Annotated in this window: 16 protein-coding genes; 11 read left to right on the forward strand and 5 right to left on the reverse strand. The window is 48.4% G+C overall.

The features are described 5' to 3' along the window. Positions 1 to 13 precede the first annotated feature (13 nt). From AC50Y5_RS07990 to AC50Y5_RS08015, 6 genes are all read left to right on the forward strand, one after another. Positions 14 to 1,033: a Gfo/Idh/MocA family protein gene (locus AC50Y5_RS07990; RefSeq protein ID WP_046228542.1), complete on the forward strand. Its 1,020-nt coding sequence runs from the start codon at positions 14 to 16 to the stop codon at positions 1,031 to 1,033. Positions 1,034 to 1,528: 495 nt separating this feature from the next. Then, positions 1,529 to 1,849 (forward strand): PadR family transcriptional regulator, encoded by a 321-nt coding sequence (locus AC50Y5_RS07995; protein ID WP_046228543.1) that lies wholly within the window; start codon positions 1,529 to 1,531, stop codon positions 1,847 to 1,849. Continuing rightward, entirely contained in the window at positions 1,846 to 2,406 is a 561-nt protein-coding gene (locus AC50Y5_RS08000) for an HAAS signaling domain-containing protein (RefSeq protein ID WP_494859624.1), read from the forward strand. The genes AC50Y5_RS07995 and AC50Y5_RS08000 overlap by 4 nt, the downstream gene beginning before the upstream one ends. Beyond that, positions 2,403 to 3,350, forward strand: coding sequence for a DUF4097 family beta strand repeat-containing protein (locus tag AC50Y5_RS08005; protein WP_494859626.1), 948 nt, complete (start codon positions 2,403 to 2,405; stop codon positions 3,348 to 3,350). Before AC50Y5_RS08000 ends, AC50Y5_RS08005 begins: the two co-directional genes overlap by 4 nt. A 366-nt stretch (positions 3,351 to 3,716) precedes the next feature. Then, positions 3,717 to 4,499 (forward strand): CAP domain-containing protein, encoded by a 783-nt coding sequence (locus tag AC50Y5_RS08010; RefSeq protein ID WP_056039190.1) that lies wholly within the window; start codon positions 3,717 to 3,719, stop codon positions 4,497 to 4,499. A gap of 108 nt (positions 4,500 to 4,607) precedes the next feature. Further along, complete coding sequence (locus AC50Y5_RS08015) at positions 4,608 to 5,303, forward strand: 3D domain-containing protein (RefSeq protein WP_494859628.1); 696 nt, start codon at positions 4,608 to 4,610, stop codon at positions 5,301 to 5,303. 130 nt (positions 5,304 to 5,433) lie between these two features. Here AC50Y5_RS08015 and AC50Y5_RS08020 read toward each other — a convergent pair whose 3' ends face one another. After that, the gene (locus AC50Y5_RS08020; RefSeq protein WP_056039197.1) at positions 5,434 to 6,285 is read right to left on the reverse strand and encodes a polysaccharide deacetylase family protein; all 852 of its coding nucleotides are present in this window, start codon (positions 6,283 to 6,285) and stop codon (positions 5,434 to 5,436) included. 141 nt (positions 6,286 to 6,426) lie between these two features. Here AC50Y5_RS08020 and AC50Y5_RS08025 point away from each other — a divergent pair, with 141 nt between their 5' ends. The 3 genes from AC50Y5_RS08025 to AC50Y5_RS08035 all read left to right on the forward strand — a co-directional run bounded on the left by AC50Y5_RS08025 (position 6,427) and on the right by AC50Y5_RS08035 (position 8,818). Continuing rightward, positions 6,427 to 7,401: an alpha/beta fold hydrolase gene (locus AC50Y5_RS08025; RefSeq protein ID WP_494859631.1), complete on the forward strand. Its 975-nt coding sequence runs from the start codon at positions 6,427 to 6,429 to the stop codon at positions 7,399 to 7,401. Next, on the forward strand, positions 7,394 to 8,197 hold the full coding sequence (locus tag AC50Y5_RS08030) for a (2Fe-2S)-binding protein (protein WP_494859633.1): 804 nt from the start codon (positions 7,394 to 7,396) through the stop codon (positions 8,195 to 8,197). Before AC50Y5_RS08025 ends, AC50Y5_RS08030 begins: the two co-directional genes overlap by 8 nt. A gap of 201 nt (positions 8,198 to 8,398) precedes the next feature. Next, a complete protein-coding gene (locus AC50Y5_RS08035) occupies positions 8,399 to 8,818 on the forward strand; it encodes a hypothetical protein (RefSeq protein WP_056039207.1) in 420 nt (139 codons plus the stop codon). A gap of 123 nt (positions 8,819 to 8,941) precedes the next feature. Here the strand turns inward: AC50Y5_RS08035 and AC50Y5_RS08040 are convergent, their stop codons facing one another. Beyond that, the gene (locus AC50Y5_RS08040) at positions 8,942 to 9,844 is read right to left on the reverse strand and encodes a TIGR03943 family putative permease subunit (RefSeq protein ID WP_494859635.1); all 903 of its coding nucleotides are present in this window, start codon (positions 9,842 to 9,844) and stop codon (positions 8,942 to 8,944) included. Then, positions 9,841 to 10,908: a permease gene (locus AC50Y5_RS08045; RefSeq protein ID WP_056039214.1), complete on the reverse strand. Its 1,068-nt coding sequence runs from the start codon at positions 10,906 to 10,908 to the stop codon at positions 9,841 to 9,843. Before AC50Y5_RS08045 ends, AC50Y5_RS08040 begins: the two co-directional genes overlap by 4 nt. Positions 10,909 to 11,354: 446 nt before the next feature. On the opposite strand from AC50Y5_RS08045, the gene trpS reads away from it, so the two are divergent. Continuing rightward, positions 11,355 to 12,344 (forward strand): tryptophan--tRNA ligase, encoded by a 990-nt coding sequence (gene trpS, locus AC50Y5_RS08050; protein ID WP_056039218.1) that lies wholly within the window; start codon positions 11,355 to 11,357, stop codon positions 12,342 to 12,344. Here the strand turns inward: trpS and AC50Y5_RS08055 are convergent. Beyond that, positions 12,341 to 12,523 carry a DUF5325 family protein gene (locus AC50Y5_RS08055; protein WP_046228554.1) on the reverse strand — a complete coding sequence of 61 codons (183 nt, stop codon included), beginning with the start codon at positions 12,521 to 12,523 and terminating at the stop codon, positions 12,341 to 12,343. The genes trpS and AC50Y5_RS08055 overlap by 4 nt on opposite strands. 137 nt (positions 12,524 to 12,660) lie before the next feature. On the opposite strand from AC50Y5_RS08055, the gene AC50Y5_RS08060 reads away from it, so the two are divergent. Beyond that, positions 12,661 to 12,867 carry an alpha/beta-type small acid-soluble spore protein gene (locus tag AC50Y5_RS08060; RefSeq protein WP_056039221.1) on the forward strand — a complete coding sequence of 69 codons (207 nt, stop codon included), beginning with the start codon at positions 12,661 to 12,663 and terminating at the stop codon, positions 12,865 to 12,867. 159 nt (positions 12,868 to 13,026) lie between these two features. Here AC50Y5_RS08060 and AC50Y5_RS08065 read toward each other — a convergent pair whose 3' ends face one another. Next, positions 13,027 to 14,013 (reverse strand): metal-dependent hydrolase, encoded by a 987-nt coding sequence (locus AC50Y5_RS08065; protein WP_056039224.1) that lies wholly within the window; start codon positions 14,011 to 14,013, stop codon positions 13,027 to 13,029. Positions 14,014 to 14,057: the final 44 nt, after the last annotated feature.

Raw genomic sequence — 14,057 nt, forward strand, 5'->3', positions numbered from 1 at the left:
GGATACATTAATAATGAGCAAAATTAGAGTAGCAGTAGTAGGTTGCGGTTCCATTTCGAAATATCGTCACATTCCGGAGTATGCAGACAATGCAAATGTAGAATTAGTCGCATTCGTTGACCCGATTATTGAGCGTGCAGAAGGATATGCCGAGAAGCATGGCGGCAAAGCTTTTGCAGATTATAAGACGATGCTGGCTGAAATTAAGCCCGATGCCGTTAGCGTATGTACACCGAACGCGCTTCATGCACCAGTAGCGATTGCAGCAGCAAACGCTGGCGCACATGTATTGGTTGAGAAGCCAATGGCAGCTACGGATGAAGAAGCGGCAGCAATGATTGAAGCGGCAGCGAAAAACGGCGTTAAGCTGATGGTTGGACATAACCAACGCTTCATGCCGCCGCATGTAAAAGCGAAAGATTTGCTGAAAACGGGCATTATCGGCAAAGTTTTGACATTCCGTACGTCGTTCGGCCACCCGGGCCCGGATGCATGGAGCATTGATGGCGCGGAAAGCTGGTTTTTCCGCAAGCCGGAAGCAATCATGGGCGCAATGGGCGACCTTGGCGTGCACAAATCCGACTTGATCCGCTGGCTGCTTGACGATGAAGTGGCGCAAATTGCTGGCTTCGTTGGCACAGTAGATAAAGACAGCGATGTAGACGACAATGCAAACTGCGTGCTTCGTATGAAGAGCGGCGCGATGGGTTCGCTTGTAGCGAGCTGGACTTATTACAAAGGCGAAGACAACAGCACGATTTTGTGGGGCTCCAAAGGCGTTATGAAAATCGGTACGCACCCGGAAGATCAAGTCATCATTGAACTGCGCGACGGTACAGTAGAGCGCTACAAAACAGGCGAAATCTCCACAAATGAGAAGCAGCTGTCGAGCTTTGTTATCGATAAATTCATTGACTCCATCGTCAATGACACGACTCCACCTGTAACAGGCGAAGAGGGCCGCAAATCGCTTAAAGTCATTTTGAGCGCCTTCGAATCCCAAGCAACAGGCAAATTCATCGACATCAACTAATCTCCATCTATATAAGGGTTTTAATTAAGTATGTGTTACATGATTTTACTCACTATATGGTAGGGATAACGAGCCAAGCGCGTTATCCCTCAAAAAACTGCCTTCGCCGAGTTAAATGGTGGAGGCTTTTAAATTTGGAGGTGAAAAGTGGCAAGTGGTGGAGAGAAAGGTTTGAGCTGGAGAAGCGATAGCGTTCGTTTTTGCCTTTTCATTTCAACCTCAGAGAGGTTTAATTCAAGAAATGCAAAGGCAATGACGATCGTAGACCAAGCCTTTCACGTAATAGCGCAGCTCCTATTTCACCATCCTATTTAACGTCTCTCCGTCTTAAGGAGGAGAGACACTCGGGCGCTGGTATTGTTTTTAGCTTAGTATATAGCATTATAGAATAGCATGTGGTAAATTTAGCTTAACAGCAAGGAAGTTTAATTCACTATTCGATAATATCGAATAGCTGAGGCTTTTGCATTTTAAGCAAAGCAGGGAGCGTCGTGTATGAATGTGCAGTTCAAGAAAGGTGTGCTGGAGCTATGCGTTCTCGTCTTGACGTCTGAGGGAGACCGTTACGGATATGAACTGGCAGTGAAAATATCGTCCAAATTCGAGGTGGCCGTTGGGAGTGTATACCCGCTGCTCAATCGCCTAACGCTGGAAGGCTACTTCTCGACTTACCTTAAAGAATCGAATGAAGGACCTCCGCGGAAATATTATCAACTGACGGAGGCGGGCTGGCAGCATATGCGAGGGCTCATTCATGAATGGTCGAGCTTCTCGACAGCCGTAAATGAAATTATTGAGGAAGGAATCCGTCCATGATGATGACGAAACACAATTATATGAGCGAGCTGGAGAGGCTGCTCGCGAAAGTGCCGGATAAGCAGCGCCGCGAGTGGCTGTTCGATTATTACAGTCATTTTCAGCAGGCAGAGGAAAATGGGCAGAGCGAGCAAGAGGCTGCATTGGAGCTAGGCGACCCAAGGCAGATTGCGAGCGAACTGCTGCTTGGTTATAAAGTACAACGGGCTGAAGCGAAGAAAAGCTTCGGCAATACGTCTAAGGCGGTGCTTGCAACAGTGAGCTTGGGATTTTTCAATATCGTATTTGTACTGGGGCCTTATGTGGCTGCAGTTGGCGTGCTTATTGCCCTATGGGCGACTACTCTAGCGCTTGGATTGGCAGGCGTCACAACGGTGCTGGAGAGCACGTGGAGCGGCATGTTTACACTAACCCAAGCAGCCTCTATTGGGCTCGTCTGCATTGGATTGAGCATTTTGCTGGGCATAGGCGTTAATGCTCTGACAAAAGGATTTTTCGCTGCAACGATTAAATATTTGAAGTTTAATACGAAAATCATCAGGGGGAAAAAACAATGAGAAAGGCAATTGCAGTTGCGCTTATATTAATTGGAATCGGCTTGGCTGGAGCGATATATTCTTTTAGCTGGGATGAGCTGCTGTCCTTCGGAACGAAGCCTGTATCGCAGGAGAAAACAGTTGATGCAGCTGGCGTAAGCAGCTTGACGGTAGAAGCTGGTTCGATGGATATAGAAGTGGTGCCAGGGAGCTCGGATAAGATTGTTGTACACTTGGAAGGCCGGGCAAGCTCGAAATATTTAAACAAGCTAAAGCTTGAGACGGAGCAGGATGGCGACAGGTTAGTCATTAAAAGCAGCTTTAATACGGGTTTTACCATCGGTATCAACTATTCTTCATTTAAGCTGACGGTAGAGCTGCCGGAGCGCCAATGGGATGAGGTGACGCTGAAGGCGAACAGTGGCAACGTCAGCGCATCCGATATGAACAGCCGCACCTTGGCGATGCTAACCTCATCAGGACGTGTGAAGGGGGAGGATTTGTCTGCGGACGAGATGGATTTTGAAACGACAAGCGGAAAAATTGAGCTGCTTGGCGTAACTGGTGAGAGCATGAAGCTGGATGTCAGCTCCGGCAGCATCAAGATAGAAGACTATAAGGCAGAAACGGTCGAATTCAACACGACAAGCGGCAATGCAAGTTTTATTAATGGTACGGGAGAGCTGAATGGCCAAGCGAGCAGTGGGAAAATAAGAGTTGAATCGGAAACCATTACTCATAGCATGAAGCTTGACGTTACCTCTGGCAATATCGTCGTTGAAGCTAAGCAGCCGCCACAGTCTGCCGAAATTAAGCTGAAAACAACATCCGGCAGCCAGAAGGTCGAATGGGACAATGTTCAAACGGAAAAAGAGGATGATCTTTCCTTTGCTGGCACAATTGGGACTGGATCGGACCTTTCAATTGATTTGAAAACAAGCTCGGGCAATATTACGCTCAAATAGCGTGTGCAAAATAAGCAGCAAGCTGAAAGTCCCGCAAAGCCAAGCGCAGCGGGGCTTTTTTCTGTTTTTTAAACGGTTTGCGCTTGGAAAATGAGGGGTTTATGAGCGGATTCTAATATGGCGGAGCATTCATTTGGATGACAAGCTGGCGAAGAGTGAAAAAAGGCAGTTGCGGCTATTCTTTCACCCGGATTTCCAAAGTGAGATGATTCTCATAAACGTCTGAAAACGGTTTATTTCGCGTGAAAAACGCTTGTTTTACCATTTTTTGAGCCGTGTAACCGCCCAAATGCCATGTTACGATAGTTTGCGTCGGGATGACCGGCACACACAAATTACACACAACTTCGAGGAGGAGATTTCATAATGAAGAAGCAACCATTTAAAGTAGGTGTCGCTGCCGTAGCCGCAGCCGCATTAATCGGAGCAGGCGTAGCAGCACCATCGACGGTGGGAGCAGCACCAGCAGTGAAGGCGAACTCCAAGATTACGGCTTATAGCATTGACCAAGACTTGTTGAAGCAAATTGCGGAGCAATACGGAATTGATTTGAGCAAAATTAATTTTAACGGCATTACAATCAGCTTCCCTAACGGAACGCCAACGGGTACTGGTACAAGCAAACCAAGCACAGGCACGACTAAGCCAAGCACAGGCACAACGAAGCCAAGCACAGGCACAACGAAGCCAAGCACAGGCTCTGGTTCCACTGGCAGCACGAAGCCAACGACAGGAACAGGCTCTGGTTCTTCGAATTCGGGCAGCGGTACAACTGTCGATCAAAGCGCTTATCAAAGCGAAGTCGTCAAAATCGTAAACCAAGAGCGTGCAAGCGCTGGTCTTCCAGCTTTGACGGTCGATGCGCTGCTGACAAAAGTCGCGGTAGCCAAAGCGAAGGATATGGCGGACAACAAATATTTCAGCCATACGTCCCCAACTTATGGATCGCCGTTTGATATGATGAAGAGCTTCGGTGTTAGCTACTCTTACGCTGGCGAGAACATTGCTGCCGGACAACGCAACCCGTCTGAAGTAATGACAGCATGGATGAACAGCACAGGTCACCGTGAAAATATTTTGAGCAAAAACTTCGGCAAAATCGGTGTTGGCTACTACAACGGCCAATGGGTACAAGAATTTACGAACTAGAAGTGAACAGAAACAGGCGATCGTTAGCTAAATCTTTCACGCCGCGCAGCTCCTTGCCCGCGCGGCTTAGTAAACTATGGACTTAATCGATTTTGGAGGATATTTGTGATGAAAAAACTAAGTATTACAGCTGCTGCTATCGTGCTTTCCTGCGCGCTGGCAGCAGCTCCCGCTAACGCGGCAACCCAAACACATAAAGCGGCAGAAGGCGATACGTTCTGGAAGCTCTCCCAGCAGTATAAGGTTGATTTAGATAAACTGCTTGCAGCTAATTCCAAAATTAATCCGCTGAACATAATGGTAGGCATGAAATTAAATGTTCCAGTTGCAGCAGCAGCGGTGAAAACGAATGCCAAGGCAGCGAAAAATGCCGACAATGCAGCTAAAGCAAGCGCTCAAGCGCAGCCAAAAGCAGCAGCAACGATTAAGGCTGAAAGCCTATCTGCAAAAAGCATTATTGCAAGCAACGGCAACAGCTATACGTTCAGCAAGCAGCTGAATGTAAAAGCGACCGCTTACACAGCGGCAGCGTCGGAAAATGGAAAATGGGGCGCCGTCGATTATTTTGGCAATCCGCTTAAAGTAGGAACAGTGGCGGTAGATTCCTCGGTTATTCCGCTTGGAACGAAGCTTTATGTGACAGGCTACGATTATGATGGATTGCCTGATGGCGGCATGATTGCTGTAGCAAACGACATGGGTGGAGCGATCAAAGGCAATCGCATCGATATTTTTGTACCTGGCAGCACAGCCACTGCTCAAAGCTTCGGCATTCAAGACGTTAAAGTATATATGGTAAAGTAGAGCGTTATTTTGAAATAGGTCTGTTGCGTTATTTAGTTTAACGCTGACTCCAATAACCCTATGTACAAGCCCAGTGTTCCTCGCACCCGAGGAGCGCTGGGCTTGTTTGTATTGCAATTACAACACAGGGCTAACGGATGTGTCTCTCCGCACTTTGTTCGAGCAGCTCTGGCAGCGTGACGATGCGATAGCCCTTCTGCTGGAGGGAGGCAATGAGCTGTGGAAGCGCCTCGATAGTGCCAGAGAGGCTTTGCTTGACGCCGCCGCCGGCATGCTGCAAGATGATGGAGCCTGAGCGCAGCGTTTTATGCATATTCCGTAAAATGGCCGAGCTGGTCGGATTGTTTTTCCAATCCGCTGAATCAACATCCCAATTCACAACAATATAACCGTTGTTTTTGGCCCAAGCGACTTGACTAGGCTGCATCTCGCCATAGGGGGGCCGGAAAAAGTGCGGATGATACGGGATGATTCGACTAATGATCGTATCGGTACGCCACACTTGACGGTGAAAATCATTCGGTGAAAGCTTCGACATCACCTCATGATTATAAGAGTGGTTGCCGATGATATGGCCTTCGCGATGAATTCTTTTTACGATTTCGGGATGTTTATCCGCTCGCGTGCCTACAAGAAAAAAAGTTGCCTGTACGTGATGCTTCGCCAATATATCCAGTATTGCAGGGGTAAAGCGCGGATCAGGAGCATCATCAAAGGTTAACGAGACCTCTTTTTTATGCCGCGGCCCATTGAGAAAATAGGCGCCGGGATAGCGCTGCTGCAGCTTAACCCATGACACGCTGTCAGAGCGGCGTTTTTTGCCTGTTTTGGCTTTATCCGCCTGACTAAGGCTGCCGCTGCTGTCTGTTATGGCCGCCGTCTGTACGCTTGCCTTGGAGCTGGCGTTCAGCTCTTCCGCAGATGTCAGGAAGGTGGCGATAACCAGCAGCAAAATCAACAATTTGTTCAGGCGCTGGAGCATTACATGACGTCCTCCATTCGGTCTGGCAAACAGCCGGAATAAACGTTATTTTCCCCTAAATAACGCCTTTCATCCGCTTTACAAGTGAAGGGCACGGGCTTAAAATTAACGGGATAAGAAGATAAGATGGAGGATGAAATAATGCCGCTATTAGATATGCCTGTTCATGAATTACATAAATATCAAGGCAGAAGTCCAAAGCCAGCGGATTTCGAGGCTTATTGGGATCGCGCGCTTGCCGAGCTCAATGCAACAGATGCGAATGTTGAAATGGTTCCGAGCGCTTTCCAGCCAGCTTCAGCGGAATGCTTTGACCTGTATTTTTCAGGGGTGCGCGGCGCGAGAATTCATGCCAAATATCTTCGCCCTAGACAAGGCGCTCAGCAGCCTCACCCAGCAGTCGTTATGTTCCACGGCTACTCGGGTTCTTCAGGAGACTGGGCAGATAAGCTGAGCTTCGTATCGCTTGGCTACACGGTGCTGGCGATGGACGTACGTGGACAAGGCGGCTGCTCGGAGGATACAGGCGGCGTCAAAGGAACGACGCATAATGGGCATATTGTTCGCGGGCTTGATGGCGAAGCGGATAATATGCTGTTCCGTCATATTTTTCTGGACACGGCACAGCTCGCTCGTATCGCCATGGATTTGCCAGAGGTGGATGCAAATGAGGTATATGCAACGGGCTGGTCGCAAGGCGGTGCGCTCACGATTGCTTGCGCCGCACTGGAGCCGCGCGTGAAGAAGCTTGCTCCTGTTTATCCATTCCTCAGCGACTATCGCCGCGTGTATGAGATGGACTTGGCGATTGATGCCTATGCTGAACTGCGTACGTATTTCCGCCATTTCGATCCGCAGCATAAGCGCGAGGAAGAGATTTTTACAAAGCTCGGTTATATTGATATTCAATTTCTTGCGGAGCGGATTCGCGGAGAAGTGCTGCTTGGCGTAGGCCTCAGTGATTCGATTTGCCCGCCTTCGACCCAGTTTGCGGTCTATAATAAAATTCAGTCACCGAAGCGGGTGGAAATTTATCCGGATTTTGGCCACGAGGGTTTGCCAGGACTGCATGATCAAATTATGAATTTCTTCGTTCCGGGTTCAACAAATGGCTGAAGACATATATCGGCTGTTAAAGGAGCGGTTTAATCTTTGCGTAGTTGAGCCTGATGAAGTGGTTTACACAAGTGCTGCTGCTGCCTTGCTTGAACAGCCTGTGATGGAGGAGCTGCTTGCCGTATACCAGCCGCTTGTGATGGGGAAGGAGCAGATAGTGGCTGAAGTTTATGCAGCCTCCTGGTTTCGCAGGCCGATGCTGGCCCTCATTTATATGCTGGCGAAATACCGTATGGCACCAAATATGTCGCTGGATAATTTGACGCTTTATGTGTGCAAAGCGGACGGTTATTATAATGTGTATTTCAGGTTAAATAAGGCTGAGCTGCTCCAATCTCCGTCTACGGAGGAGGCGGCTGGCGAATGGGTGCGTGCACAGCTTGAAACGTTTTTTCATGAGACGATCGCTCCGTTTTTTCATAGCATAGAGCGTGCTGGATCGGCCAAAGCAAGCTTGTTATGGGGGCAGCTGCCCACTTCGCTGGAATATGAGTATGGCGTCATCATGGCTTCCTCGGAAAGCGAAGCGGTGAAGGAATCCATTGACTCGCTGTATAAAACGGCGAAGGCGCTTGATCCTGCGATTTTTCATCGCAAAAGAAATCCTTTGGATGTTAAATTCCAATATACGGAAGCTATTGATGACCCAGAGAAACAGATGCGCATTAAATATGCCTGCTGCCACTATTATAAAGTTGAAGGCGGCCGTTATTGCTATACGTGTCCGCGCAGCAGCGAGACGGAGCGGGTTCAGCGCCGCATGGAGCATCGGGCAAAGCTGAATCGAACAATTTGATTTTGAAGGATCATTGCTGCCCTTTCATAAAGGGCCCGCAATGATCTTTTTGGTTAAATTTAATTAACTGAAAATTGCGAATTTTCTTATTGTAACTTCATGATTTTTGAACTATAATGAGTCCCAAGAACTACACATATAGAGATATTTAGGGAAACGCTTATATATAATGACTATTTTACAACCAGGAGGAGTATGGGTATGGAATTGGAATCAATGTCACTAGCAAGACAAGTTGATTTTGTATTTCGGCAATTGGAAGAGGAATTAATGAATGCGATTGCAGGAACGGTATGTATACATATCCGCAACAATGCGGTTGGGAAATTTGGCATGAGGCATAATCCTCTAGAGACGAGAAACGGCCAATTTGAAAAGTTGAACTCAGGCATGACCGCTAAGCAGGTGCAGGATTTCAGAAAGATGGCGATCGAAGGCCTTAAATATAGACGCAATTGGACGCATGGCGAGATTATGTACGATTTTGCCGTAAAGCAAGGGGCGGGATCATGGTCGGCAAGCGTCTGCTATGAGTCAAATTACAATACGTCGAACTGGAGCTACCGCTACAAGCAGCCGCGCCAATCGAATTTGCGCGAGCTGTACCCAGGTGCCGAATAAAGCAGGGTGTAGCGCTGAAATTGAAGCAGCTGATGGCGATAGCTTGAAGAAGCCTCCGGAACCGCTGTTCGTGTAGCGGAATGAGCCGGAGGCTTCTTTTGATATTATTCGCATGCTGGATGGCTAAAAATCAAAATTCGCATAGACATAAGGCGACTCGGGCGCTTCAATACGTTTAATCGTGTTCAGCTTTAAGGTCAATATTTCGTTGCCGTTATACATGGAGATCATCAGCTTGCCCGAGACGCTTACCCAATCATCCGGGGCAAAATCCTTATAATCGTCTGCATGGCTGACTTGAACCATTAATCCATACGGCACGGCATCCGCCGAGCAGCAGGTCATGGCGAAACGGCTAACGGCAAAACGCTGTTCTCCCATGTCATCCTCTTTGTAAATAAACCCGCTAATGTCAATTGTTTTGTCCATAAAATTATCGCGATACAAATCGAGTGTTGTCAGCGTCTCGATGTAGGTCGTTTCCGGGACGGCAATTTTCTGCTTCTGATACAGCTTCATGCCGTATTCGGCGTGAGCCTTCGTGTATTCATCGTAAGGGAAACGCTCCTCCAAAGTCAGCGGCTTCGGTGCAAGGGAAGAAGGCGGTTCAGGTAAGGAGACGGCGAGCTGACTAGGCTCGGTGCCGAGCGGCTGAACCGTAGTAGAAGCGGCAAAGCTTACGCCCTTTTTCGATGCGGCCGTACTGCCCAAAGCACCAGCAGGAGAGAGGAAGCCGAGCGCTAGCGGGAAAATAAAAAGGCTGTAGATGACCGTGTTTTTGAATACGGATGGCGATGGAGCGTGCACACAGCCGCATTCAGCCGTATGCTGATGCTGCTGGCGCCGTATTTTCAAGGCTAGAAACAGCTGATGGATGGCTGCAGCATACAATCCGAGAGCAGACAGCTTTACATAGAGCTCCATCCTTGGCGCAATATACAAGGAGAGCTGATTGGAACGGGATAAATAAACGATAAGTAGAGCAAATGCAGTCAAAATGAAAGCTCTAAGCAGGTGATGCTTCATAACGATACCTCCATAATCCAGGAGCCAAGCCCAATTAAAATGAAACAGAGAAGGGCGAGCGCCAGTACAATTTTGAGCCGAAAAGCGGATAGCAGCATGAGCATATTTTTGAAATCAATCATCGGGCCAAATACGAGAAAGGCAAGCAGCGGGCCGCTTGTAAACACATTGCCGAAGGAAGCGGCGATAAAGGCATCCGATGTAGAGCAAATTGATAAAATAAAGGCAAAGGCCATCATAGCTATATAAGAAAGCATAGGCTGATCAGCTACAGAAGCAAGTACGCTTCTGTCCATAATGGTCTGAATCGCCGCAGTAATCAGAGCGCCGAAAATTAAATATTTTCCCATCTCAAAAAATTCATCCGAAGCATGTCCAAGCATGGCGGACAATCGGCTGCCGAGACTGCCTCGTTGCTCCTGATGATGATGTTCGTGAGAGTGGCTGTGATCATGCTTATGTGTGTGATGCCCGTGATGATCTCCATGACTGGAATGTACAGCAAGCTGCGGCGTGTGTTCGTCGCGAAGAGGGCTTTTGCGCATAAATAAATGCATAATCAGCCCAATAATGACTGCTACCGCAAACGCAAGAATAAGGCGGGCATAGGCCATTTCCGGAGCTGAGCGAAAAGCGGTAAAGGTAGCCGTGAACACAATCGGGTTGACGACGGGTCCGGCAAGCAAATAAACAATGCCAATGTAAGCGGGCATGCCTTTGCGGATAAGCCGCCTGACGACGGGAATCATGCCGCATTCGCACAGCGGAAAAGCAAGCCCGAGCAAGCCGCCGAACAGCACACCGGCAATGGGATTTTTAGGCGTAAATTTACGAATCATCTCATCTGTCACGAATACTTGAAGCAGACCGGAGAACAGCACGCCAAGCAGAATAAACGGTATCGCCTCTAAAATAATGCTCAGAAATGTAATTTTGAACGACTGGGCATGGGCATAATCGAGAAAGGTGAAAGCTGATGGGCGATTAAAAGCAAGGACGGCGAATATTCCGGCACAGCCAAGCGCCAATAGCACGGTTATGTAGCGAAATCTAATAATCGGCATAAAAAAACCACACCCGCTTTTCTTATAGTAATAATTACGATTATATCACAGTTTATGCGCCCGAAAAGCAGAATAGGACAACTTTATGAGCCAAAAGCGGATGCCCTGCAGCTTGACATTGGCTGTTAGGGCTGTATAATCATTGTAAATGCGATGACGGGAACAAGTACGTGCAGGTAAATTGCGTCCAGAGAGCCGGTGGTTGGTGTGAACCGGTGCAAGCCTGAAGCCGAATGGGCCCCCGAGCCGAAAGCGGAACGCAGCGACTCGCGCTGCCGATGCTTCTCCGGAAATTCCCCGTTATGGAATATTGAAGGCTAATCCGATTGTTAAGTCGCCCTATAATGGCGGCTGCGGATAGCGAATTAGGGTGGCACCACGGTCCCTCGTCCCTTGCGGCGGGGGATTTTTTGCGTTGATTTTTAAATTGGAGAGGAAGATTGAAGATGAAAAAAGTATTATCAGGCATTCAGCCAAGCGGCCAGCTGACACTGGGCAATTACATTGGCGCGATGAAAAACTTCGTCAAATTGCAGCATTCCGAGCAATGTTTCTTCATGATTGTTGACCTGCATGCTGCTACGCAGCTGCCAGATCCGGCCGCGCTGCGCGAGCAGACAGAAGCGGTAGCCGCTTGTTATATTGCTGCCGGCATCGATCCGGCGAAAGCGAGCATCTTCGTCCAGTCGCATGTGCGGTCACATGCTGAGCTGGGATGGATTTTCACAACGCTTTCTTATATGGGCGAGCTGGAGCGCATGACGCAGTTTAAAGATAAGTCCCAAGGCAAGGAGTCGATTCCGGCAGGGCTGTTCGTATACCCATCCTTGATGGCTGCGGATATTTTGCTGTATAACGCTGATCTAGTTCCAGTAGGTGACGATCAGAAGCAGCATTTGGAGCTGACGCGCGATCTTGCGGGCAGATTCAATAACCGTTTCGGCGAATATTTCACCATTCCAGAGCCTTACATGCCGAAGCATGGCTCGCGCATTATGTCACTGGACGACGGCAGCAAAAAAATGAGCAAGAGCAATCCGAATGCCGGAAGCTTCATTGCCCTGCTTGATCCGCCAGATGTCGTTCGCAAAAAAATCAGCCGTGCGACAACGGATTCTGGCCGAGAAGTGAAATATGATGTAGCCAGCAAGCCTGAAATCAGCAATCTCATGAGCATCTATGCCAATTGTGCAGGCTTGACGATTGAAGAGGTTGAGGCGCGTTACGAAGGGCAAGGCTATGGACCGTTCAAAAAAGCGTTGGCCGAGCAAGTTGTCTCCGTGCTGGAGCCGCTGCAAACGAGATACCAAGAAATTCGCGCTTCGGGCGAAATCCATGATATTTTGAAGCAGGGTGCTGAACGAGCAGCGGAAATTGCAGATCGTACACTAGCCGATGTAAAAGAAAGAATGGGCTTCCTAGCGCCGAAGCGCTAGTTGTTTTGCTGCTTGAGCCGTCTAAGTCTCGCTTTCACAATGAAGCCTGCGCCGATTGAAAATAACGTAAGGACAGCAAATAGCAGGGCTAGCCAAGCATTATAGCTCATGGAAATGGCGGTAGCGCTCATCAAAAGTACAGCAACGACGGCAAAAAGCAGCGATAAAGGCTTGGACATAATGAGGGTCTCCTCTAGGGCAGTAACCGCCCGATAATATTTTTTTGAAAATCCGAATAGTTTCTTGACTCGTGCACATAATAAGCTTGCAAGCTTGCAACATATCACAGTGCCCATACTGAAAGGAGAAATTCCTCATGTCAAGTAACACATTGGTGGTACCACAAGCAACGCAAGCTCTGAATCAATTGAAACTAGAAGCAGCTCAAGAGCTTGGTGTACAACTTCCGGCAGACGGTTACTACGGCAATATTTCTACTCGCGATGCAGGTTCGTTGGGTGGATATATTACGAAAAAACTAGTTCAAATTGCCGAACAACAATTGTCTGGCGGTTACCGTTAATCGTTTTTTCTATACACAAAGCAATACAAACAGGAGCTCAGGGGAAACCCTGGGCTTCTTCTTTGTCCATTTGACATGCGGCCGCAAAAAAAAGGAAAGCTCTTTCCTTCTATTGTGAAGGAAGGAGCTTTCCGCCGTCAACCCATAAAGACTGGGCTGTTAATAAGTATTCATTCGCAGCCGCTTCATTAGCCGTTCGTCGCTTAGCCAGCCAACGTAAGAGCCTAAGGTTTTGTACTCCTTGTCCATTAATAAGACGCCGAGAAAAGGGTATTGCTTGCGATGCCTGTAGCGGACATCGGACCAGCGCACCTCATAGCCCCACTCATGCTCAGTAACATCGGCACAGGCAAACTTGGTTAAATAAAGGAAGGAGCGAATGGCGGGATCGCTTTTGGACCTGGCAGCTGCGGGATGATCCGAGCATTTGACCCGATCGACCCAGCGGAGCGAGCTATTACGCAAATCGCCAACTGCGAAGCTGCCATCCTTCATCAGCTTGACCACATTCCATATGCTGAGCGATACGGTCGGAATGAGCAAATATCCGTCTGCCGAAAGATTTTCTTTATCCAGCGTAGGCAGCTTCCGCATGATTGTCCGCTGGGCAAGCGTCCGCCATACAAAATAAGCGGCCGTAAATAAATAAAGAATCGGAAAAATGATGGTTGGGCTGAAGGCCCCGATTGCCCATAATAAAATAGCAATGATGTGGGTAATGAAGATTACGGGGTCAAAAATGTGTATAATGTTCCATGAAATCCATTTTTCCGTGAATGGCCGCATCGCTTGTGTGCCATATGCATTAAATAGATCGCTTAGCACATGGACGCATACGGCAAGCAGTACCCAGCCTCCTACATGGAGCCATGGCAGGCTGCCACGATAAAATAGCTCCAATAATCCGGTAATAACGACAGTCCAAATGGCTATAGCTGGAATCGAGTGGGAAAGGCCGCGATGATTGCGGATATAGCTGGCATTGCCCTTCAGCCGCAGCAGCGTATCGGAGTCAGGTGCTTGCGACCCAACAACCGTTCCAATCAAGACTGCCGTATGCAGCGTTTGATCAGCTGCAATAACGGGGTCAATGGTGGCAAGGCCCGCAAGGCCAATGCCTATAACTAGATGTGTTCCTGTATCCACGGTAGCAACCTCCTGTATCTTCATTCAAGCGTCCGTATACGGTA

The sequence above is a fragment of the Paenibacillus sp. JT22N7 genome, from assembly GCF_059383875.1.

What these genes read in the sequence shown, in the direction of transcription:
- AC50Y5_RS08035 (WP_056039207.1), top strand. Translation starts at nt 8,399, where the DNA reads ATGGAATTGGAATCAATGTCACTAGCAAGACAAGTTGATTTTGTATTT.
- trpS (WP_056039218.1), top strand. Translation starts at nt 11,355, where the DNA reads ATGAAAAAAGTATTATCAGGCATTCAGCCAAGCGGCCAGCTGACACTG.
- AC50Y5_RS08020 (WP_056039197.1), bottom strand. Translation starts at nt 6,285, where the DNA reads ATGCTCCAGCGCCTGAACAAATTGTTGATTTTGCTGCTGGTTATCGCC.
- AC50Y5_RS08015 (WP_494859628.1), top strand. Translation starts at nt 4,608, where the DNA reads ATGAAAAAACTAAGTATTACAGCTGCTGCTATCGTGCTTTCCTGCGCG.
- AC50Y5_RS08000 (WP_494859624.1), top strand. Translation starts at nt 1,846, where the DNA reads ATGATGATGACGAAACACAATTATATGAGCGAGCTGGAGAGGCTGCTC.
- AC50Y5_RS07990 (WP_046228542.1), top strand. Translation starts at nt 14, where the DNA reads ATGAGCAAAATTAGAGTAGCAGTAGTAGGTTGCGGTTCCATTTCGAAA.
- AC50Y5_RS08025 (WP_494859631.1), top strand. Translation starts at nt 6,427, where the DNA reads ATGCCGCTATTAGATATGCCTGTTCATGAATTACATAAATATCAAGGC.
- AC50Y5_RS08055 (WP_046228554.1), bottom strand. Translation starts at nt 12,523, where the DNA reads ATGTCCAAGCCTTTATCGCTGCTTTTTGCCGTCGTTGCTGTACTTTTG.
- AC50Y5_RS08040 (WP_494859635.1), bottom strand. Translation starts at nt 9,844, where the DNA reads ATGAAGCATCACCTGCTTAGAGCTTTCATTTTGACTGCATTTGCTCTA.
- AC50Y5_RS08010 (WP_056039190.1), top strand. Translation starts at nt 3,717, where the DNA reads ATGAAGAAGCAACCATTTAAAGTAGGTGTCGCTGCCGTAGCCGCAGCC.
- AC50Y5_RS08030 (WP_494859633.1), top strand. Translation starts at nt 7,394, where the DNA reads ATGGCTGAAGACATATATCGGCTGTTAAAGGAGCGGTTTAATCTTTGC.
- AC50Y5_RS08005 (WP_494859626.1), top strand. Translation starts at nt 2,403, where the DNA reads ATGAGAAAGGCAATTGCAGTTGCGCTTATATTAATTGGAATCGGCTTG.
- AC50Y5_RS07995 (WP_046228543.1), top strand. Translation starts at nt 1,529, where the DNA reads ATGAATGTGCAGTTCAAGAAAGGTGTGCTGGAGCTATGCGTTCTCGTC.
- AC50Y5_RS08045 (WP_056039214.1), bottom strand. Translation starts at nt 10,908, where the DNA reads ATGCCGATTATTAGATTTCGCTACATAACCGTGCTATTGGCGCTTGGC.
- AC50Y5_RS08060 (WP_056039221.1), top strand. Translation starts at nt 12,661, where the DNA reads ATGTCAAGTAACACATTGGTGGTACCACAAGCAACGCAAGCTCTGAAT.